The sequence below is a fragment of the Bordetella flabilis genome (genome assembly GCF_001676725.1).
Classification (GTDB): Bacteria; Pseudomonadota; Gammaproteobacteria; order Burkholderiales; family Burkholderiaceae_B; genus Bordetella_C; species Bordetella_C flabilis.
Genome location: NZ_CP016172.1, coordinates 3194556 through 3214965 on the forward strand (window position 1 = coordinate 3194556; position 20410 = coordinate 3214965).

Genomic DNA, 20410 nt, shown 5'->3' on the forward strand with positions numbered 1-20410 from the left:
TGGGACGGCATCCGGGCTAACCCTTGTTCCCGTGCATATACAAAGCGCTTTTTCTTCGTTAGCCTGGGCCGAGCTCGTCCATAGAATGTCGTGTAGACACGTTTCATTCGTCCTGTGAGCTGCTCACAAGACGAATGAGACCTTATCAATATGCTCGACTCCACCGCCCACATCTCATCATCCGGCTCCCAGGCGCCCCGACTCAGCTCGGGCGACGACGCATACACGCGCATCCGCCGCGACGTGTTGTCATGCAGGCTGGCGCCGGGCGCTTTCGTCACCGAACCGGAGCTCATGTCCGCCTACGGCATCCGCAAGACCAGCTGCCGTATCGCGCTGGTGCGGCTGGCCCACGAAGGCTTCGTGCGGTCGCGGCCGCGCAAGGGATACCAGATTTCGCCCATCACGCTGCGCGATGTGGAGGAAGTGTTCACCCTGCGGCTGCAACTGGAGCCCCTGGCGGCGCGCCTGGCCGCGGGACGGGTCGACATCGAGCTCCTGCGCCAGTTGGAAGCGGCGTGCCGCGTACGCCATCCGGTGCTGCAGCTCAGCGACCAGATCGACGTTTTCATGGATGCCAACAAGGCCTTTCATCTGGCGATCGCGGCGGCTTGCGGCAACGAACGGCTGTACCGGACGCTGGGTGTGCTGATGGACGAAATGTCGCGCCTGGTCGCGCTGGGCTTCGGCGTGCAGGGAACCAAGCCCGAGATCAAGCACGATCACAACGCGATGATCGATGCGCTGGCCGAGGGAGACGGCAAGCGTGCCGAAACCATCGCGCGCCGGCATATCGAGACCTTCCAGGTGATGACCCTGGAAAAACTCTACGCCAGCCTGGCGCAGACCGGGACGGCCATTCCCGTCGGCCTGGCCGGGAGCACGCGATGACGCAGACCGCGACACGGCCCTGGCCCACGGCGGCCGCGCAGGCCACCCAGGCGGACCCTGCCGTCGACGCAGGCGACTCCGGGCTCGCCGCGCAGGCGGCCACCGCAGGCGCACCCGCGCTGGAGGTCCGCCATGTGTTCAAGCGCTTCGGCGCGCTGGAGGCCTTGCGCGACATCTCTTTTTCGGTCGGGCGCGGCGAGATCGTGGCCTTGCTCGGCCCTTCCGGCTGCGGCAAGAGCACGCTGCTGAACATCGTCGCAGGGCTCGATACCCATGACATGGGCGAGCTCGTCATCGGCGGCGAATCGGCCGCCCGCACCACGCAATGGAGCCAGCTGGCGTACATGTTCCAGGAAGACCGGCTGCTGCCGTGGCGCAGCGTGCGCGACAACGTCGCGTTCGGGCTGGAAGCCCAGCGCGTCCCGACGCGCGAGCGCCGGGAGCGCGCCGACGCCGCCCTGGACATGGTCGGCCTGTCGGGCTTCACACGCTCCTGGCCCCATCAATTGTCGGGTGGCATGCGCAGCCGCGTGGCGCTCGCGCGCAGCCTCGTCGTCGAACCGCGCATCCTGCTGATGGACGAGCCGTTCTCCAAGCTGGATCCGCAGACCCGTACGCAGATGCACGAGGAACTGTTGCGCATCCACGCGATGAAAAACATGACGGTACTGTTCGTCACCCACGATGTGGAAGAGGCCGTCGTCCTGGCCGACCGCATCGTGCTCATGGCGCCGCGGCCGGGACGGATCCGCGAGATCGTCGACGTGCCGCTGGTGCGGCCGCGCCGGCCCACCGACCGCGACGTGGCCGAACAGACGCGCCTGCTGCGCATGAAGGTGCAGGAATGAAGCACGCCTTACGTGGACTTGGACTGCTGTTCGCGCAGCGCGCCGCGCTGGCCGTGGTGTTCGTGTTGCTGTGGACGCTGGCCGCCGCCCGTGTGCCGGCCTTCGTGCTGCCGGGGCCCGACAAGGTATTGCATGCGCTGGTGGCGCTGATGCAGACCGATACCTTCTCGCATGATGTCCTGACCACCTTGTCGCGCATCGTCACGGGCTTTGTACTGGCCACCCTGATCGGCACGCCGCTGGGCCTGGCGCTGGGCTCCAGCCGCACGCTGGCGCGCTTCTTCGAACCGCTGCTCGCGGTGATGAACACCGTGTCCTCGGCCATCTGGGCGGTGTTCGCGATTATCTGGTTCGGCATTTCGAACGCCACCACGATCTTCGTCGTCTTCATGACGGCCATGCCGCTGATCCTGACCAATGTGTGGCAGGGATCGCAGAACGTCGACAAACTGCACGTCGACCTGGCGCGCAGCTTCCGCATGTCGCGCACGCAGATCCTGCGCAAGATCTACCTGCCCACCATCCTGCCCTACTTCTTTTCCGGCGCCCGCCTGGCCTTCGGTTTCGGCTGGCGCGTATCCCTGGTCGCCGAGACGCTGGGCTCGTCCGATGGCATAGGCTACCGCCTGCGCCAGGCGGCCGACCTGGTGCAGACCGACCAGGTCTTCGCCTGGACCCTGCTGCTCGTCGTACTGATGCTGGTCTTCGAAAGCGGGCTGCTCAAGCCGCTGGAGCGCCGCCTGTTCCGCTGGAAACCCGCCTGAATCCTGAATGGAGAACTGATCATGCAATGGACGAAATTCCTGTTCGCGGCGCTGTTCGCGGGCGCCGCCGCCGCCGGGACCGCGCATGCGGCGGACAAGGTGCGCATCGGCTACTGGAGCAGCGGCGTCAGCCTGGGCTACGGCGCCGTCCTGGAAGCGACCGAGTTCCTCAAGCAGCAGAACCTGGACGTGGAGTTCTTCCGCTTTCCCGACGTGAATGCGCCCTTGCGCGCGCTGGCGTCGAATTCCATCGACCTGGCCTACGGAGCGCCGGCCGCCGGCGTGTTCAGTAGCGCGGCCGAAGGCGTGCCGATCAAGATCTTCGCGGCCACCCAGCCCGCGGACGTGCAGTTCGTCGTGCCTGAGGGCTCTCCGATCCGCTCGCTGGAACAGTTGCGCGGCAGGAAGGTCGGCATGTCGCCGGCGGGCAGCTCGGTGGCCGTGATCGCCGGCGCCGTGCTGGCGGGCAACTACGGCATCAAGCCGGGCGACTTCTCGCTGGTGGGCGGCAACGAATCGCGCCTGGCGCAGTTCCTGGTGCAGAAGCAGGTGGACGCCGCCGCCCTGCGTTCGGTGACCGTGGCGCAGCTCGACGAACTGAAAGTGACGCGGCTGGGCACCTTCGCGGACGAATGGCGCCGCCTGACCAAGACCGACTCCGTGCCCTATATCGGCATCGGCGCGGTGCGCAGCGAGTTCGTGCAGGCCCATCCCGAAGTGGTGGCGCGCGTGATCGCCGGCCTGCGCAACGCCCTGGTGTGGGCCGAGACGCCTGCCAACCACGACAAAGTGGTCAGCATCCTGCAGAAGTCCGCCAACCTGCCCGAAAACGATGCGCGGGTCTATGCCGGCCTGTGGAAAGACATGTACCGGATTTCGTTCGAACCGGCGGACATCGAAACACTCAAGCGCGAACACCAGGTTTTCCTGGACAGCGGGCTTATCAAGGGCGCCCTGAAGGACGACCTGTTCGTCCCGGCGCCGTTCCAGCAATCGAAATCCATAAAGTAATCCAGCGATCGCAAGGAGGCATCCACCCATGAGCAAAACCATGAAAGCCCTGATACTCGACCAGCACGGCGACATCGACAGCCTGCGCGTCACGACCGACAAGCCGCTGCCCGCCGCGACGCCAGGGCATGTCGTCATCCGCGTGCGCGCGTCCTCGTTCAACTATCACGACGTGTTCACCGTCCAGGGCATGCCCGGCATCAAGGTGCCGCTGCCCGTGGTGATCGGCCTGGACATGGCCGGCGAGATCACCGAGGTCGGCAGCGACGTGCAGGACTGGAAGGTGGGCGACCGCGTGCTGGTCAACCCCTTGAACCGCGCCAAGGGCCTGATGGGCGAAATGCTCGATGGCGGCATGGCGGAATACTGCCTGGTCTCGGTGGGGCAGTTGATCGCCCTGCCCGACAAGGTGGGCTTCGACGACGCCGCCGCCCTGCCCGTGGCCTACGGCACCGCGCACCGCATGCTGATCACGCACAAGACCGTCAAGGCCGGCGACCGCGTGCTGGTGCTGGGCGCCAGCGGCGGCGTGGGCACGGCCAGCGTGATCCTGGCCAAGCGGCTGGGCGCCGAGGTCATAGCCTGCGCCGGCAGCGACGCCAAGGCGCAGCGCCTGAAGGATCTGGGCGCGGACCACGTCATCAACTACCGCGACACCGATTTTTCCAAGTGGGCCATCAACCAGTATGGCAAGCCGCAGCGCCGCAGCTACGAAGGCGGCGTCGACATGGTCATCAACTTCACGGGCGGCGATACCTGGGTGCCGTCGCTCAAGTGCCTCAAGCGCGGCGGCACGCTGCTGGTGTGCGGCGCGACCGCCGGACACGATCCCAAGGAAGACCTGCGCTACGTCTGGAGCTTCGAGCTGAACATCAAGGGCTCCAACAGCTTCTACGACGAAGACCTGAAGGCCCTGCTCGAAATGGTGGCCGAGGGCAGCATCGCGCCGCTGATCGACCGCAAGGTGCCGCTCGAACAGGCGGCCGCCGGCCTGGCCCTGATCCGCGACCGCGAGGTCCTGGGCAAGGTCATCGTCAATCCCTGAAGCTCCAGCCGAACCGCACATCCATAGAGAACGCCATGACCGACAAAGCACTCCCCTCCAAGGAAGACATCCAGGCGCGCCTGCTGCGCGGCCCCTACCACCAGTGGCTCGGCATCGAGGTCCTGTCCGTGGCCGAGGGCGAGATCGAACTGCGCGCGCGCTGGCGCGAGGAATGGGTCGTCAACCCGGACAAGCGATACACGCACGGCGGCATCCTGGCCGCGCTGGTGGACCTGACCGCCGACTGGGCCCTGGTGTCGAGCACGGGGCGCGGCGTACCGACCATCGACCTGCGCGTGGACTACCACCGCGCCGCCCTGCCGGGCGACCTGGTGGCCAAGGGCAAGGTCATCAAGTTCGGCTCGCAGGTGTCGGTGGCCGAAGCGCAGGTGTTCGACAAGGACGGCAAGCTGGTGGCCAGCGGCCGCGGCGTCTACTCGACCGCGGCGCCGCAAGCCTGATCCGTATCGACGCCGGATTCCGAGATGCACATTCCGCACAACCTTGGCGACCTTATAGACCCGGCCGCCGACCCCGGCCGCGTGGCGCTGGTCGGGGTGGATGCCGACCTGCAGGAATCCCCCTGCACCTATGCCGAGCTGGATGCGATGGCCGAAGGCGTCGCGCAGGCGCTGCGGCAGCGGGGCTATGCGCCCGGCGACCGCATCGCCCTGCTGGCGGCCAACTCCGTCCGCTATATCGGCGCGGTACTCGGGATCATGCGGGCCGGCCTGGTGGCGGTGCCGGTCAATTTCAAGTTCCCGGCCGCCACCATCGCCTACGTGCTGCAGGACAGCGGCGCCCGCCTGGTCCTGTACGACCCGCCGCGGCAGGCCAGCCTGCCGGCGGGGCTGGAGGCCATCGCGCTGCACGGCCCGTCCTTCCTGGAATTCCTGCGTCCCGGCCGCCAGGATTCCTACGCGCCGTCGCCGGACGACGTGGCCTTGATGCTGTATACGTCTGGGTCCACCGGGCGTCCCAAGGGCGTGCGCCTGTCGCATGCCGGCCAGTTGTGGACAGTACAAATGCGGCGGCGCGCCACGCCGCTGGACGATGAGCGTGCGCTGATCGCCGCGCCGCTTTATCACATGAACGCCCTGGCGCTGGCCTTCCTCTCGGTGGGCAGCCATGCCACCACCGTCTTGCTGCCGCAGTTCACGGCGTCGGCCTATATCCGCTGTATCGGGCACTATCGCTGCACCTGGCTGACCGCGGTGCCGCCCATGATCGCCATGATGCTGCGCGAACGCGAGCTGCTGGCCGGCGCCGACCTGTCATCGGTGAAGGTCATACGCATGGGGTCGGCGCCGGTCAGCGCCAGCCTGCTGACGCAGATCCATGCCATGCTGCCCAACGCGCGTGTCATCAACGCCTATGGCACGACGGAGGGCGGGCCGGTGGTCTTCGGTCCGCATCCGCAAGGCCTGCCGACGCCGCCCATGTCCGTGGGCTACCCGCATCCCGCCGTGTCGGTGCGCCTGGCGCCCGGTCCGGCCGACGGGCCGGACCAGGGCATCCTGGAGCTCAAGAGCCCGGGCCTGATGCTGGGCTACCACCAGCGTCCCGACCTGGCGGATCCCTTCACGGCCGACGGCCATTACGCCACCGGCGACGTGTTCCGCCGCGATGCCGACGGCTTCTACTTCTTCGTCGGCCGGCGCGACGACATGTTCGTCAGCGGCGGCGAAAACATCTATCCCGGCGAAGTGGAAAAGATGCTGGAACAGCATCCGGCCGTGCAACAGGCCTGCGTGGTCCCGGTGGACGACGAGATCAAGGGCCAGAAACCGGTGGCCTATATCGTGTTGCGGCCGGGCCATGCCGCCGACGCGGAAGAGATCAAGCGCTACGCCCTGGCGCACGCGCCGGCCTACCAGCATCCGCGCCAGGTATGGTTCGTCGATGCCCTGCCGCTGGCTTCCACCAACAAGATCGACCGCAACCAGTTGCTGCGCGACGCCGCATCCCGCCTGGGACAGGCTTGAACACCCTCACTTTGCAAGGATTGTCCATGCGCTATTCCCTCCCCCGCGTCGTGGCCGGCCTGCTGGCCGCCATGGCGGCCGCTCCCGCCCTTGCCCTGGACGAAGTCACCGTCGCGCTGGCCATTCCGCCGGCCGTGCACGATGGCGCGCCGTACGCGGCGGCCGACGAGCTGGGTTACTTCAAGCAGGAGAACCTGTCCGTCAAGACCATCGTGTTCCAGGGCGCCGGCGCCCTGCTGCCCCAGGTTGCCGGCAAGCGCGTGACCTTCGGCTATCCCACGTCGGAACCGGTGATCTCCAGCTACTTCAACGCCAAGGATGTCCTGCCGCTGCGCTACTTCTACAACGGCGTGCCCGGCAACACCATGGAGTTCGCGGTGCTGGCCGATTCGCCGGTCAAGACCCTGGCGGATTTCAAGGACCGCCAGATCGGCGTGGGCGCGCTGACCTGGGGCACCATCCCCGGCGGCCGTGCGGCCTTGCGCACCGCCGGGCTGACGCCCGGCAAGGACGTCGAATTCGTCGCCGTCGGCGCACTGGCCTCCGGCTTCCAGGCGCTGAAGAGCGGACGCGTCGCGGCACTGAACTTCAACAGCAGCTGGAACGACATGCTGGAGATGTCCGGTACGCCTATACGCCGCATCGCTTATCCGCCGGTCTTCGCCGAGACGGCGGGCAACGGGTTCATTGCGCACGTCGATACCTTTCGCGACCATCCCGACCTGATGGTGCGCTTCGCGCGGGCCTACGCCAAGGCGCAGATCGCGTGCAGCGCCAATCCGGTCTATTGCGTGCAGGCCTGGTGGCGCGCCAATCCGCAGGCACGCCCCAGCGGCGGCGATGCCGACAAGGCCCTGGCCGATGCGGCCACGCTGCTGAGCCGCCGCCTGCAACGGGTGCTGTACACGCCATCCGGGCAGGCGCGCGTCCCGGGCTACTACGACCTCAAGGCCATCCAGGGCGGCATCGACGCCATGGCCAAGGCCGGCGAATACCCGTCGGCGAACGTGCCGGTGGACCAGATCTTCTCGAACCAGTTCATCAAGCAGATCAACGATTTCGATGCCGACGCGGTACGCGCGCAGGCAAAGGCGGCGAAATGAACGCATCCACGCCCACCCTGCGCATCGAACCGCGCGATGCCGCCCTCGATGTCGCGCGGCGCGTCGTCCTGGGCGGTTTTCCCGCCGGCCCCGTCCGCGTGCAGGCTGAACTGCGGCATCCCGACGGCAGCCTGTGGCGCAGCGAAGCCGTGTTCCGCGCGGCGACCGACGGCTCGGTGGACCTGGGGCGTGATGCGCCCGAATCGGGCGACTGGGACGTGCCGGATCCGATGGCGCTGGTGTGGTCGATGCGGCGCGTCCAGGCGCCCACCGACGCCGACCGCACCGATGAAGTCGATGCCTTGTCGATCGAGGTGCGGGCCGAAAGCCCGGACGGACATGCGCAGGCCCGGGCCACGATGCTGCAACGCTATGTGGTGGACGGGGTCACGCGCCAGGAGATCCGCGACGATGGCCTGGTCGGCACCGTCTTCCGGCCGGCCGGCGCGGGGCCGCATCCCGCCATCATCGTGCTGAACGGATCGGGCGGCGGCATCCCACGCCAACGCGCCGCGCTCTACGCGGCGCACGGCTATACCGCCTTCGCACTGGGTTACTTCAAGGCGCCGGGACTGCCCGCCTACATCTCGCGCACGCCGCTGGAGTATTTCGAACGGGCGCTGGCGTGGACGCGCCGCGTCCTGGCCCCCGCACGCGGCTTCGTCGCCGTGACCGGACAGTCGCGCGGCGGCGAGCTGACCCTGCTGCTGGCGTCCCGCTTCCCCGACCTGGTCAACGCCGCCATCGCCTACGTGCCGAGCGCCGTCGTCCATGGCACGCTGCGCGCCGGGCAGCCCGGCGAGGCGCCCGACGCGCCGGTCTGGACCTGGCAGGGCGAACCCCTGCCCAATGTCTGGCAGGACAATCCGCAGGCGGACTGGACGGCGTTCCACCAACGCCCCGAGGGCGACGCGCCGGTGCGCCAGGCCGCCGCCTTCCTCAGCCCCTTGCGCAATCCTGCCGCCGTACGCGCGGCCCGCATCCCGATCGAGCGCATCGCAGGGCCTGTCATGCTGGTCTCCGGCACGGACGACGGCTTCTGGCCCTCGACGCAGTTCAGCGAGCAGATCGCCGCCGACCTGGCCGCGCATGGCCACCGCTGGCCGGTGCGGCACGTGCGCGGCGAAGGCGCCGGCCATGCCATCGGACTGCCCAACGTACCGACGACGTTGATCGCCAAGCCGCATCCCGTGGCTGGCGTGGTTCTGACCGGCGGGGGCACGCCGGCCGCCAACGCGCAGGCCAACGCGGAGTCCTGGGAAGCCGTACAGGCCTTCCTGGCCGACGCCTATGCGGCGCATGGCGCCCAAGCGTCGCAAGGTGCCCCGGGGGTGCCGGGCGCGCATGGAGCACCTGGCGGGGCGCCGGCATGAGGGGAGCGGCCGATCCCTCCGCCAGCGCGCCCGCGGCCCCTGGGCTGGCGCAAGCCGGGCCCGCCAACCCGGCACGGCCCGCGCTGGCGCTGAAAGGCGTGGGCCTGACCTATCCGACGCGGCGCGGGCGCATCCAGGCCCTGACCGGCATCGACCTGGACATCGCGGCTGGGGAGTTCGTCGCGGTACTCGGGCCTTCCGGCTGCGGCAAATCCACCCTGCTCAAGCTGGCCGCCGGGCTGCTGGATGCGACCGAGGGCGACATCCGCCTGGGCGACGAGCCGATACGCGGTCCCAGCCGGCGCACTGGCGTGGTGTTCCAGAAGCCGAACCTGCTGCCCTGGAAGACGGTCCTGGACAATGTGCTGCTGCCGGCCGCGACACTGGGGCTGCCTGCCGGGCCGGCGCGCGAGCGCGCCCAGGCCCTGCTGGAGCTGGTGTCGCTGGGCGGCTTCGCCCGCAACTATCCCGGCGAGCTGTCCGGCGGCATGCAGCAACGCGTGGGCATCGCGCGCATGCTTTTGCCGGACCCGGACCTGCTGCTGATGGACGAACCCTTCGCCGCCCTGGACGCGCTGACGCGCGAGGCGCTGACGCTGGAACTGCAGCGCATCTGGAGCACGCAGCGCAAGTCCGTGCTGTTCATCACGCACAGCATTCCGGAGGCAGTGTTCCTGGCGGACCGCATCCTGGTCATGTCCAGCCGCCCCGGCCGCATCGTGGAAGACTACCGGCCCGAGTTGCCGCGTCCCCGCACCCTCGACACCCTGGGCGATGCCGCGTTCAACGCGGCCTGCCAGCACCTGCGACGCCATTTCACCCATGCTGAAACGCCTTGATCCGACTTCCCTGCTGTATCCGCTGATCAGCCTGGCCGTCCTGGTGGCGATATGGCACTGGGCCATCCGCCTCTTCGCCATTCCCGACTATCTGCTGCCTCCGCCCGGCGCGGTATTCGCCGCCCTGTACGAGGGCTTCGCCAGCGGATCGCTGTGGCCGCACATCGGCGCCACGCTCGCCGAAACGCTGGGCGGCTATGTCATCGGTTGTGTGCTCGCCGTGCTGATGGGCGCGCTGCTGGCGGAATCGCGTACCTTCGAACGCTTTTTCTATCCGCTGCTGATCGGCCTGCAGGCCATGCCCAAGGTCGCCCTGGGCCCCATCATCCTGGTGTGGTTCGGCTTCGGGATGACGTCCAAGGTCGTGCTCGTGGCCCTGGTGTGCTTCTTCCCCTTGTTCGTCAATACCGTCAACGGCATCAAGCGCACCGACACGGAACTGCTGGACGCGTGCCGGGCGTTCTCGGCCAGCCGCCGCTACCTGCTGCTGCACGTCAAGCTGCCCGCGGCCGCCAGCGATATTTTTTCAGGCCTGCAGATCGGCGTATCGATGGCGCTGATCGGTGCAGTGGTGGGCGAGTTCCTGTCGGCCCAGCAGGGCCTGGGCTACCTGATCGCCTCCGCGTCCGTCAGCATGAGCCTGTCGACCATGTTCGCCGGCGTGCTGCTGCTGGCGGCGATCGGCCTGATCGGCTCCATGCTGATGCGCGCCCTGCACCGGCACGTCGTGTTCTGGGAATCGCGGGGCGACCGCTCGTCCTGAAGGCGGTACGCCGCCCCGCACGCGGGCGGCTCCATCGCACCGGCCTGCTACGGCTTGGCCCTGACCAGCACATCGAAGGCCTGGTCCAGCTTGTCCTGCGCGGCCGTCAGGCGATCCCGCGCGGTCTGCACCCAGGCCTTGTCGGCGGCCAGGCGCTGGCTGGCTTCGCCCAGCATGCGCGTCACTTCGGCCGGTTGCGGGCCACCCAGGCCCTGGCTGGACGCCACCATGTTCTGCGCGGTCAGCACCTGGCGAAAGCGCGCCTCGTCCAGGGGCAGCTTGGCGTTGTCGATGCCGAAGGACTTGGCGGCGGCCGTGTAGATGCGCTGCGCCTCGGCATAGGGCAGCTCCGCAGGCTTCAGGTTGTTCTGCCGGCCATAGGTCACCAGGTTCGACGCGAAATGATGGCCGATGCGAAACGGCACGTTGGCGTCGCGCTGCAGCACATCCGCGAGCTCCGTGGTCGTCGAGTAGTCCGCATCCACTTCCGCCAGCGCACGCTCGCGGTTCAGGACCAGGCCGCCCAGCATGTCGTCCAGCTTCAGGTACATGTCGATGGCGGCATCCACCGCGTCCTGGGCCTGTTCGCGCTTGTAGTCCGGCATGCCAGGCGTGACGTTGTGCGCCACCACCAGCGCCGTCATCGCCGCGCCCACCGTTTCGCTGGCCTGCAGCCGCACCACGTTCAGCGCGTACGGATTGCGTTTCTGGGGCATGATGCTGCTGGTCCCCGTCAGCTTGCCTTCCTGCAGCATCAGCCAGGGTTTGGTCTGGTGGTACTGGGTATGCACGTCCTGCACGAAGGCTCCCACGCTCAGGGCCATCGTGCTGGCCAGGCTCGCGGCCTCCGCGCCGATGTCGATCTGCGCGAACTGGTTGGCATCGTAGGAGTTCTCCACCACGCCGTCGAAGCCGAGCAGCTCGGCCAGGCGCTTGCGGTTCACCGGAAAGCTGGACGTGCCCAGGGCCGCCGATCCCATGGGGCTGAGGTTGACCCGCGCATAGGCTTCGCGCAGGCGGGCCGCGTCACGGTCGAGTACGGCGGAAAAGCCCAACAGGTAATGGCCATAAGTGGTGGGCTGCGCCTGCACGCCGTTGGTGTAGGCCGGCACGATGGCGTCGGCGTATTTCTGCGCCAGCGCATTGACGCTGTCGTGCGCCTGGTTCAGCGCCTCGTACAGGTCGAGCAGCCGGTCGCGCAACATCACGCGGCGCGTGGTGGCCAGGATGTCCTGGCGGCTGCGTCCGGAATGCATGCGTGTCGCGTCCGGCCCGGCGATACGGGTGATCAGCGGCTCCACCTGCAGGTAATCGCCGGGCCGCTTGCCGCCCGGCTTGTCGCCGTCGGCGATCACCTGCGCCACGGCGCGCGCCGTTTTCTGGCCGATGTCGCGCGGCATGATGCCCTGCTCCACCGTCATCACGGTGGCGGCCTTGTTGAATTCACCCAGCCAATAGAAGTCGTCGTGGCGCGAGGCCGCCCGGACGGTGTCGTTGCCGGCGGCGTGCGCGCACGCGCTGAACAGGATCATGGTCATCAGGCCGGCGGCCGCCGCGGCGCGCGGCGCGCCACGACCTGCCACGCATGGGCGGGGGTCGGTGTGGGTCATGTTCTCTCCTCGTATGCATGGCCCATCGACGGCGGCGATGGCGCCGGACCGGGCCCGTACGCGATCATACGTCGGATGGCGGTCCCGTCCCGGGCATCCGGTATCCGTGGCGGAAACGGCGGCCGGGACGTCGCGGCGGCGGGATACGACTGCGGCGGCGGGATACGACTGCGGCGGCGGGATACGACTGCGGCGGCGGGATACGACTGCGGCGGCGGGATACGACTGCGGCGGCGGGATACGACTGCGGCGTCGGCGGCGGCCGGCGGCTCGACACCGTGCGGCCGGCCGGCCCGGGTCAGTCTTCCTCGCCGGTCGGATCGTCCACCGTTTCGTCGGGCGGCGGAGACAGCGTCACCACCAGCTTGCCGCGATTATGGCCGGACTGCAGTTGCTGCTGCGCGAATTCCATATCGGCGAAAGCGAAGACCCGGGCCACCCTCACGCGCACCTTGCCGTTGTCGATCAGGTCGGCGATCTCCGCCAACTGCCGGCCGTCCGGCCGCGCGGTATAGCGTCCGGCGCGGACCCCGCGTTCGCGGGCCCGTTCCTGGGACGGCTCGTTCAGCGTGGAGATAAGCGCGCCGCCTTCCTTGACGACGTTCCAGGAACGCTCCTGCGTGTGCCCGCCGATCAGGTCGAAGACCACATCGACATCGCGGGCCTCTTTCTCGAAATCCTCGTTCCTGTAGTCGATGACCCGGTCCGCGCCGAGGCCGTACAGGAACTCGGCGGCATCGCCCGAGGCGGTCGCGAAGACTTCCGCACCCGCGGCCTTGGCGAATTGCAGGGCCAGGTGGCCTACACCCCCGGAAGCCCCATGGATGAGCAGGCGTTGCCCGGCCTGCAGGCCTCCATGCTCGAATATGCCTTGCCACGCGGTCAGGCCGGCCAGCGGCACCGCGGCGGCCGTGGTGAAATCCAGCGACGCGGGTTTGCGGGCAATGGCCTCCGCCGGCACTGCAACGTAACGCGCATAGGCGCCCTGCCCTTGTCCCACGAAGGCGTAGACGGCCTGGCCCGTCGCAATGCCATGGCCCCGGGCGCCGATCGTCTCTTCGAGTATGCCGGCGCAATCGCGGCCCAGCGTATAGGGCAGCTGGTTCAGCCGGACCAGCGGATACTTGCCTTCGCGGGTCTTGTAATCGACCGGATTGAGGCTGGCGGCCTCGACCCGTATCAGGGCCTGGCCCGCACCAGGCGTGGGAATGCCGACCCATTCCTGCTGCAATACGTGCGGGCCGCCGAAGCGGTGTATGCGATAGGCTTGCATCTGGCTCATGCGGGGCTCCCTTTCAGCACGGCGAAAGCGCAGGGCGACGCAAAGCCCATGCCGTCGCCGCTGCCCGATGGCTGGAGCCTTGGCGCTTACATCCCGCCCAATGCGTCCAGGATGGCCTTGCCCGCTTCGGTGGTGGAGGCCTTGCCGCCGAGGTCAGGCGTGCGCACGCCGTCGGCCAGGCTTTGCTCGATGGCGCGCAGAATGGCGTCGTGCGCCTCGCGATACCGGCCCTGGCCATTGCCCAGGAAGTCCAGCATCATCGCGCCGGACCAGATCATGCCGATCGGGTTGGCGATATTCTTGCCATAGATGTCCGGTGCCGAGCCGTGCACGGGCTCGAACAGCGAAGGAAACTTGCGCTCGGGATTGAGATTGGCCGACGGCGCGATGCCGATGGTGCCCGCGCAAGCCGGGCCAAGGTCCGACAGGATGTCGCCAAAAAGGTTGCTCGCCACGACCACATCGAAGCGCTCCGGGCTGAGCACGAAGCGCGCCGCCAGGATGTCCACATGGTACTTGTCCTGGCGCACCTCCGGATACCGCGCCCCCATGGCGGCGAAGCGCTCGTCCCAATATGGCATGCTGATGGAAATGCCATTGGACTTGGTGGCCGACGTAAGGTGCTTTTTGGGCCGGCTTTGCGCCAGTTCGAATGCGTACTGCAGGATGCGGTCCACGCCGCGCCGGGTAAAAATGGACTCCTGCACCACGAATTCCTGGTCGGTGCCTTCGAACATCCGCCCGCCGATGGACGAATACTCGCCTTCCGTGTTTTCGCGGACGACATAGAAATCGATGTCCCCGGGCGCGCGGTTGGCCAGCGGGCACGGCACGCCCGGCATCAGGCGCACCGGGCGCAGATTCACATATTCGTCGAAGTGCCGGCGGAACTTGAGCAACGAGCCCCATAGCGAAATGTGGTCCGGCACGGTATCGGGCCAGCCGACGGCGCCGAAATACAGGGCATCGCAGTCCTTGAGCTGGTCGAACCAGTCGGCCGGCATCATGTCGCCGTGTTCGGCGTAGTAGTCGCAACTGGCCCAGTCGATGTCCATCCATTCGATGGCGATGCCCATGCGCCTCGCAGCGGCGTCGACCACCTGCTTTCCCACCGGCATGACTTCCTTGCCGATACCGTCGCCGGCTATGGCCGCTATCCTGTGTGTCTTCATGTTGTAATCTCCTCGTGAGCGCGCATGCCGGTCCATGCGCAGATGGCCTTGAGGGACGTGAGCATAAAGTCCGCATCACCGAAGATAATCGGGCGAAGCGTGAATAAACAAAACACTAATCGTGAATAGCAGGCGCACCGCCGGGCATCGCCAGGCGCGGCATGCAAGCGACGACTGGTGCTGGAGCGGCCTTGGGATTGAATGGGATCATGAACACACCTTTTCCTCTTCTGGAGGACCTTCGCCTGTTCTGCCTGGTCGTACGCAAACGCAGCTTCGTCGCGTCCGCCACGGAACTGGGCGTATCCCCGGCCTATGTCAGCAAGCGCATCGCCATTCTCGAAAATGCGCTCAATGCCAAACTGCTGCACCGGACGACCCGGCGCATCAATGTGACGGACCATGGCGAAACCGTCTTCCAATGGACCCAGCGCATCCTGGAAGACGTGGAGGAGATGACTGAAGCGGTCTCCACTTCCCGGACCACCCCGCGCGGGATTCTGAGCATTTGCACGAGCACGGGATTCGGCCGCAATCACGTCGCGCCGGCGGTATCCGAACTGGCTACGCGCTACCCTTCATTACAGGTCCAGCTGCACTTTCTGGACCGTCCCGTCGATATGCTGGAAGAAGGCTTCGACCTGGACATTCGCGTGGGCGTGGTTCACGAACCCACCCTCATCGCCCGGCGTATCGCCTCCAATCACCGTATCCTTTGCGCGGCACCGGCCTACCTGGCGCAACATCCGGCGCCGGAGCGTCCCGCCGATCTGGCGCAACACCACTGCATCCCCATACGGGAACGCGACCAGGCATTCGGACTGTGGCGGCTGACCGGCCCGAATGGCACCGAAACCGTCAAGGTCAGCGGGCCGCTATCGGTGAACAACGGCGAAACAGCCCATCGCTGGGCCATCGACGGCCACGGGATTGTGCTGCGCTCTGAATGGGATGTCCGCGCCAGCCTGCAGACCGGCACCCTGGCGAGGGTGCTGCCGGACTACCACCAGGAAGCCCATGTCTGGGCCGTCTATCCTTCCCGCCTGAGCCACACCGCGAAGGTACGCGCCTGCGTGGAGCTGCTGGAAGAACGCCTGCGGTGCACCGCCACGCTCAGGGAAGAATCCAGCCTCCATCAACCACCAGTGTCTGTCCCGTGATATAGCTGGCCGCGTCGCTGGCCAGGAACACAAACGCCGCGGCCTGGTCTTCCGGCACGCCAAGCCGCCCCAGCGGAATCCGGCCGACCGCCTCCGCGTGCGCTGCGGGGTCGGAAAGCAGCCTGCTGTTCATGGGTGTCAGGGTACGACCCGGCGCCACGCAATTGACGCGTACGCCATGGCGGCCCCACTCGAGCGCGGCCGTCTTCACGAACTGCGAGATACCCGCCTTGGTCGCGGCATAGACCGCGCGGAACTCCGCTCCGTTGAACGTAAGCTGGGAGCCGGTGTGCAGCACCACCCCGCTGCCTGTCGCGATCATTCGCGTGCCCACCAGCCTGGTCAACGCGATCGCGCCTTCCAGGTTGATCGACACCAGGCGATGCAGATCGTGCCAGGTCAGCTCGGCCAGTGGCTCGTAGATCAACACGCCCGCGTTATTGACCAGGACATCCACGTTGCCCACGGTCGCAGCCAATGCCTCGACCGAAGCGATGTCGGCCTGGTCATATTGAACGGCATGCAGGTCCCGCGGACGCTCCGCCACGACGGCCGACAACCCCGCCGCATCGCGGTCGGCGACGTGCACGGTGGCGCCCAGGTCCGCGAACAACAAGGCGGCTGCCCGCCCGATGCCGCTCGCGGCGCCCGTAACGCATACGCGCTTGCCGGAGAAATCGAAATTCTTGAGAAACGAGGGTTGGGATGACATAAGACGGGGAATTCTCAGGCTGGGATGGAACCGTTGCGGTGAGCCTCTACCCACGCGCGTACTTTGGCGGCCCCCTCTTCCAGGGACGTCTTCGGGACGAAGCCGAGATCGCGACGCGCGGCGTCGACGAGCAAGGGGCCGAGCGGGAACGTATTCCAGCCCATGCCTTCCTCCACGACCTCGGCCTTTACGCGCGGCACGGCGGTCCGTACGGCCGCGACGATCTCCCCCAGGCTCTGCGCTACGCCCGGGCCGATGTTGTACGCCCGTTGCGGCAGCGAGGACGCGAACAAGGCGGCATGGATGGCGTCCACCACGTCGTCGATGTAAACATGCTGCCGGGTGGTGCCGGCCTCGGCGCGCACACGGGTGACGCGGCCGTCCAGGCCATCCTCGACCAAGGTTCGCATCAGGCAAGCCGTGGTGCGTCCAGGCCCATAACACGACGCGACCCGCAAGGCGACGGCATCCACGCCATGTTCGGCATGATAGGCGCGTAGCATGGCCTCCCCTGCGGCTTTGGTTCCGCCATAAACGGTGACCGGCTGCAAGGGCGCGTCCTCGCTGACCGCCCCGCCGTCCGCCCTGGGCCCATACGCCATGATGGACGAGAACCAGACAATACGCTCGATGCCGTGGATGCGCGCCGCCTCGAGCAGGGAGGTCGTTCCCGCCAGATTGATGTCGACGATACGAGCCGGCGCATCGCGCAATAGCATGGGGCCGGAAACCGCCCCTGCATGAACCACCCGGGTCACGCCATACCGCACGATGACTTCGTGCCAGCGATGGGGATCGGGCAGGTCGTGCGCGACCACCGGATACGACAGGCCCGGGGGCACGACCCGGTCCATGCCCACTACCTTATGGCCCTCGCGCGCCAGCCGGTCGGCGATGGCGTGCCCCAGCATGCCTGTAATGCCGGTGACGAGTACGGCGGGGCGGGAATCTGGCGAAGATGTCATTGCTGCTCTAATCGATGAGTCACTGAACGGCCTGGATCTTGCTGTACAGATCCGCCAGCCTGCCGCCGTCAAAGCGCTTGGGCACATCCGCCACCTTGGCCTTGAACGCCGCAATATCGGGCTCGATGACCGTGACGCCCTGGGCCTTGAACTCCTCGACCAGCTGCTTCTCGCTTTCCGCCACGAGACTATCGTGATAGCGGCCCGCATCGACGACAGCCTGTTTGATGAGCTGCAGTTGCTCGGGCTTGAGGCGGCGATAGAGATCGTCGCTCATCCCGACCACGCTGTTGGCCACTAGATGGTTGGTCAGCGACAGGTACTTGTTGACCAGGGGGACACCGGCACCCTTGGCCGTTGCCAGGGGGTTCTCCTGCGCGTCGACCACGTGCGTTTCCAGGGCGGTGAACAAGTCCTTGAAGTCGACCGGCGTCGGGGTGGCGCCGATAGCGCGCCAATAGGCGTCGAAAATCGGGACCGGCACGACTCGCATCTTCACACCGACGAGGTCCTGCGGCGTGCGAACCGGCTTGTTGGCCGTCAGTTGCCGGGTGCCGTAGTACCAGGACATGCTCAGCGCGTGAATACTGGTTTTCTTCAACAGGGCGTCCGCGATTTCCTGTCCCACCGGACCCTCCAGCGCGCGACGCATATGATCGGGATCGCGGAAGGCATACAGCATGGCGAAGACATTCGCCTGCGGCAGGACGTTGCCATAGGTCGAGCCCGCGATCACGGCCATGTCGAGCGTGCCGATCTGCAGGCCCTCGATCATTTGCTGCTCGTTGCCGGCTTGTCCGGCAGGGTAATCCTTGACGGCGATCTTTCCCCCCGAACGCTCCTGGACGAGTTGGGCAAAGCGCTTGACGCCCAGGTCCTGGGGTGTACCCACGGCAATATTCTGGCCGATGCGTATCGTCAGGTCGGGCCGCTGTGCCTGCGCGGGCAATGCGGCCAACACCGCCACGCCGAGCGTCAGGCAGCCGGCAGCGGCTTTCAGAACGCGGAAATTCGGGACTGCTCGCATTATTTCTCCTTGCTCGCGCGAGTCGCGCTAATTGGAATAAAACGCTTGCGGCAACCACGTAATGAGTGATGGCCAGACGATGATAAGCACGAGGGTGATCACGAGCGGGATGAGGAACGGCAGGACGGCGCGAACCACCCGCTCCAGGGGCGCTCCGGAAATCTGGCTGCCGACGTACAAACACATCCCCACGGGTGGCGTCACCAGTCCGATGCCCAGCGCGTACACCATGATCACGCCCACATAGACGGGGTCGAACTGCGCGCCGATCAGCGCGACGCCCAGGACAGGCGTAAGCAGGATGATGGCCGCGGCGACTTCCATGAATGTTCCGATCACGAGCAACAGGGCCGTGGAAGCCGCGATCAGCGCGACCGGATTCTGGAATGACTCGATCAGGAAGCGGCCCAGGTCCGTCGCGACCTGTTCGCGTGAAATGACATAGCCCAATGGCGCGGCGAAGCCGATGATAAGCATGATGGCGCCGGACAGCACCACCGTCGACAACAGCGCCTCGAACACATGCTTCAGCGTCAACTCCCGGTAGACCAGGCCGCCCACCAGCAGGGTATAGATCGTGGCGAGGATGGCGGCTTCGGTGGGTGTGGCGATGCCGAAGAACATGGCGCCCAGCAACACGACCGGCGTCAGCAAGGACCAGATGCCATCGCGCAGCGTGCGCCACCATGCCAACCTGGGCGCCGGCGCAACCTCATGCCGGCGCCGCTGAAACAGCAGCGCGAACATCAGCATCAGCATGATGCCCGTCAGGATGCCCGGCACCACGCCTCCAAGGAACAGCATGCCAATGGGTACATTTGCGATGCTGCCGAATATCACCATATTGATGCTTGGCGGGATGATGGGACCGATCGTCGACGTCGCCACAATGACGCCCGTACTCAGGTCATCCGGATAGCGGCTTTCGCGCATGGCGCGCAGGCCGACCTTGCCGACGCTGGCCAGGTCCGCCACCGCCGAACCCGACATGCCGGCGAAGATCATGCCCGCCACCACATTGGTATGCCCCAGTCCTCCCGGCACGCGGCCGACGCAGGCCAAGGCAAAGGCAAAGATGCGCCGCGTCACCCCACCCTTGTTCATCAGCTCGCCGGCCAGGATGAAGAACGGAATGGACACCAGCGGCATGCTGCCGAGTTGCCCGATGAATTGCTGCGGCAGGACCAGAAGGTTGGCTTGCGATAGCAGGAAGTAGGCGAAGGCGGACAGCGCGATGGCGAATGCCACGGGCACGCCGATCAGCATGGTGCCCAGCAGGACAAATACGGATACCGTCATGGCCGCGCCTCCGGCCGTGCCGGCTGTCCGCCGTCGTCGTCGAGCAGCGTTTCAAGGTAGCGGTACTCGCGCTTGAACACCTGCAGCTGCAGCATCCGCACGATCATCAATGCCGAGAAGACCGGGGCGGCGGCATAGGCCCATGCCCAGGTGACCGGCAGGGTCGCCGCCGAGAACGAAGTACGCGATGCCAGTTGGTAGCCCTTCCACCCTAGCACCGCCAGGAAAACCGCGATCAGCAGGACGCATAGATACTCCAGGGCGGCCTGTGCGCGGGGCGACAGGCCGCGCGTCAGCAAGTCCAGCCGCACCAGCCCGTGGCGCTTGTACGCGCCGATGGCTCCCAGCGCCGAACACCAGACAAACAGGAACTGGGACAATTCCTCCGGCCAGCTCAGGGGCGTATCGAACAAGGTGCGAAGCAACACCTGCGCGGCCATCACCATGCCGATCACGACCACCAGCACCAGCGCCAGCAACTCTTCCGCGTTATCGGCAAGCACGCGCACCAGGCTGCCCGGCTTGCCGGCGGCCAGGCCGGCTACATTCGCGCTTGCCATG

General features: G+C 66.9%; 20 protein-coding genes. 12 read left to right on the top strand and 8 right to left on the bottom strand.

The window, feature by feature from the left end; all coding sequences use genetic code 11:
- The first annotated feature begins 150 nt into the window (after positions 1-150).
- From BAU07_RS13950 to BAU07_RS14000, 11 genes are read left to right on the top strand one after another with little or no spacing between them, the layout of a single operon-like run.
- Positions 151-891 carry a GntR family transcriptional regulator gene (locus BAU07_RS13950; protein WP_066658755.1) on the top strand — a complete coding sequence of 247 codons (741 nt, stop codon included), beginning with the start codon at positions 151-153 and terminating at the stop codon, positions 889-891.
- Complete coding sequence (locus BAU07_RS13955) at positions 888-1739, top strand: ABC transporter ATP-binding protein (protein WP_084025746.1); 852 nt, start codon at positions 888-890, stop codon at positions 1737-1739. The genes BAU07_RS13950 and BAU07_RS13955 overlap by 4 nt, the downstream gene beginning before the upstream one ends.
- Positions 1736-2503 carry an ABC transporter permease gene (locus BAU07_RS13960; protein ID WP_066658763.1) on the top strand — a complete coding sequence of 256 codons (768 nt, stop codon included), beginning with the start codon at positions 1736-1738 and terminating at the stop codon, positions 2501-2503. The genes BAU07_RS13955 and BAU07_RS13960 overlap by 4 nt, the downstream gene beginning before the upstream one ends.
- A 21-nt stretch (positions 2504-2524) precedes the next feature.
- Positions 2525-3514, top strand: coding sequence for an ABC transporter substrate-binding protein (locus BAU07_RS13965; protein WP_066658766.1), 990 nt, complete (start codon positions 2525-2527; stop codon positions 3512-3514).
- Between the two features lie 40 nt (positions 3515-3554).
- Positions 3555-4559, top strand: a complete 1005-nt coding sequence (locus BAU07_RS13970) for a zinc-binding dehydrogenase (protein ID WP_198168930.1) — start codon at positions 3555-3557, stop codon at positions 4557-4559.
- A gap of 35 nt (positions 4560-4594) precedes the next feature.
- Positions 4595-5020 carry a PaaI family thioesterase gene (locus BAU07_RS13975; protein ID WP_066658775.1) on the top strand — a complete coding sequence of 142 codons (426 nt, stop codon included), beginning with the start codon at positions 4595-4597 and terminating at the stop codon, positions 5018-5020.
- A 24-nt stretch (positions 5021-5044) separates the two neighbouring features.
- The gene (locus BAU07_RS13980; RefSeq protein ID WP_066658777.1) at positions 5045-6544 is read left to right on the top strand and encodes a class I adenylate-forming enzyme family protein; all 1500 of its coding nucleotides are present in this window, start codon (positions 5045-5047) and stop codon (positions 6542-6544) included.
- 26 nt (positions 6545-6570) lie between these two features.
- Positions 6571-7647 carry an ABC transporter substrate-binding protein gene (locus BAU07_RS13985; protein ID WP_066658779.1) on the top strand — a complete coding sequence of 359 codons (1077 nt, stop codon included), beginning with the start codon at positions 6571-6573 and terminating at the stop codon, positions 7645-7647.
- Complete coding sequence (locus BAU07_RS13990; protein ID WP_066658781.1) at positions 7644-9020, top strand: acyl-CoA thioester hydrolase/BAAT C-terminal domain-containing protein; 1377 nt, start codon at positions 7644-7646, stop codon at positions 9018-9020. Before BAU07_RS13985 ends, BAU07_RS13990 begins: the two co-directional genes overlap by 4 nt.
- Positions 9017-9859, top strand: coding sequence for an ABC transporter ATP-binding protein (locus BAU07_RS13995; RefSeq protein ID WP_084026058.1), 843 nt, complete (start codon positions 9017-9019; stop codon positions 9857-9859). The genes BAU07_RS13990 and BAU07_RS13995 overlap by 4 nt, the downstream gene beginning before the upstream one ends.
- Entirely contained in the window at positions 9843-10622 is a 780-nt protein-coding gene (locus BAU07_RS14000) for an ABC transporter permease (RefSeq protein ID WP_066658784.1), read from the top strand. The genes BAU07_RS13995 and BAU07_RS14000 overlap by 17 nt, the downstream gene beginning before the upstream one ends.
- A 47-nt stretch (positions 10623-10669) precedes the next feature.
- Here BAU07_RS14000 and BAU07_RS14005 read toward each other — a convergent pair whose 3' ends face one another.
- The 3 genes from BAU07_RS14005 to BAU07_RS14015 form a co-directional block, all read right to left on the bottom strand.
- Positions 10670-12232 (bottom strand): argininosuccinate lyase, encoded by a 1563-nt coding sequence (locus tag BAU07_RS14005; protein WP_232338128.1) that lies wholly within the window; start codon positions 12230-12232, stop codon positions 10670-10672.
- A 298-nt stretch (positions 12233-12530) separates the two neighbouring features.
- Positions 12531-13514, bottom strand: a complete 984-nt coding sequence (locus BAU07_RS14010) for an NADP-dependent oxidoreductase (RefSeq protein ID WP_066658786.1) — start codon at positions 13512-13514, stop codon at positions 12531-12533.
- 86 nt (positions 13515-13600) lie between these two features.
- The gene (locus BAU07_RS14015) at positions 13601-14686 is read right to left on the bottom strand and encodes a tartrate dehydrogenase (RefSeq protein WP_066658788.1); all 1086 of its coding nucleotides are present in this window, start codon (positions 14684-14686) and stop codon (positions 13601-13603) included.
- Between the two features lie 209 nt (positions 14687-14895).
- On the opposite strand from BAU07_RS14015, the gene BAU07_RS14020 reads away from it, so the two are divergent.
- Positions 14896-15846, top strand: a complete 951-nt coding sequence (locus BAU07_RS14020; RefSeq protein WP_066658791.1) for a LysR family transcriptional regulator — start codon at positions 14896-14898, stop codon at positions 15844-15846.
- Here BAU07_RS14020 and BAU07_RS14025 read toward each other — a convergent pair.
- The 5 genes from BAU07_RS14025 to BAU07_RS14045 are packed head-to-tail and all read right to left on the bottom strand — an operon-like array spanning position 15800 to position 20409.
- Positions 15800-16558, bottom strand: coding sequence for an SDR family NAD(P)-dependent oxidoreductase (locus BAU07_RS14025; RefSeq protein ID WP_066658796.1), 759 nt, complete (start codon positions 16556-16558; stop codon positions 15800-15802). The two genes, BAU07_RS14020 and BAU07_RS14025, sit on opposite strands and share 47 nt — an antisense overlap.
- Before the next feature lie 14 nt (positions 16559-16572).
- Positions 16573-17523 carry an NAD-dependent epimerase/dehydratase family protein gene (locus BAU07_RS14030; protein WP_066658799.1) on the bottom strand — a complete coding sequence of 317 codons (951 nt, stop codon included), beginning with the start codon at positions 17521-17523 and terminating at the stop codon, positions 16573-16575.
- 19 nt (positions 17524-17542) lie between these two features.
- Entirely contained in the window at positions 17543-18550 is a 1008-nt protein-coding gene (locus tag BAU07_RS14035; protein WP_066658802.1) for a DctP family TRAP transporter solute-binding subunit, read from the bottom strand.
- 27 nt (positions 18551-18577) lie between these two features.
- A complete protein-coding gene (locus BAU07_RS14040; protein WP_066658805.1) occupies positions 18578-19849 on the bottom strand; it encodes a TRAP transporter large permease in 1272 nt (423 codons plus the stop codon).
- Entirely contained in the window at positions 19846-20409 is a 564-nt protein-coding gene (locus BAU07_RS14045) for a TRAP transporter small permease (protein ID WP_066658808.1), read from the bottom strand. The genes BAU07_RS14040 and BAU07_RS14045 overlap by 4 nt, the downstream gene beginning before the upstream one ends.
- Position 20410: the final 1 nt, after the last annotated feature.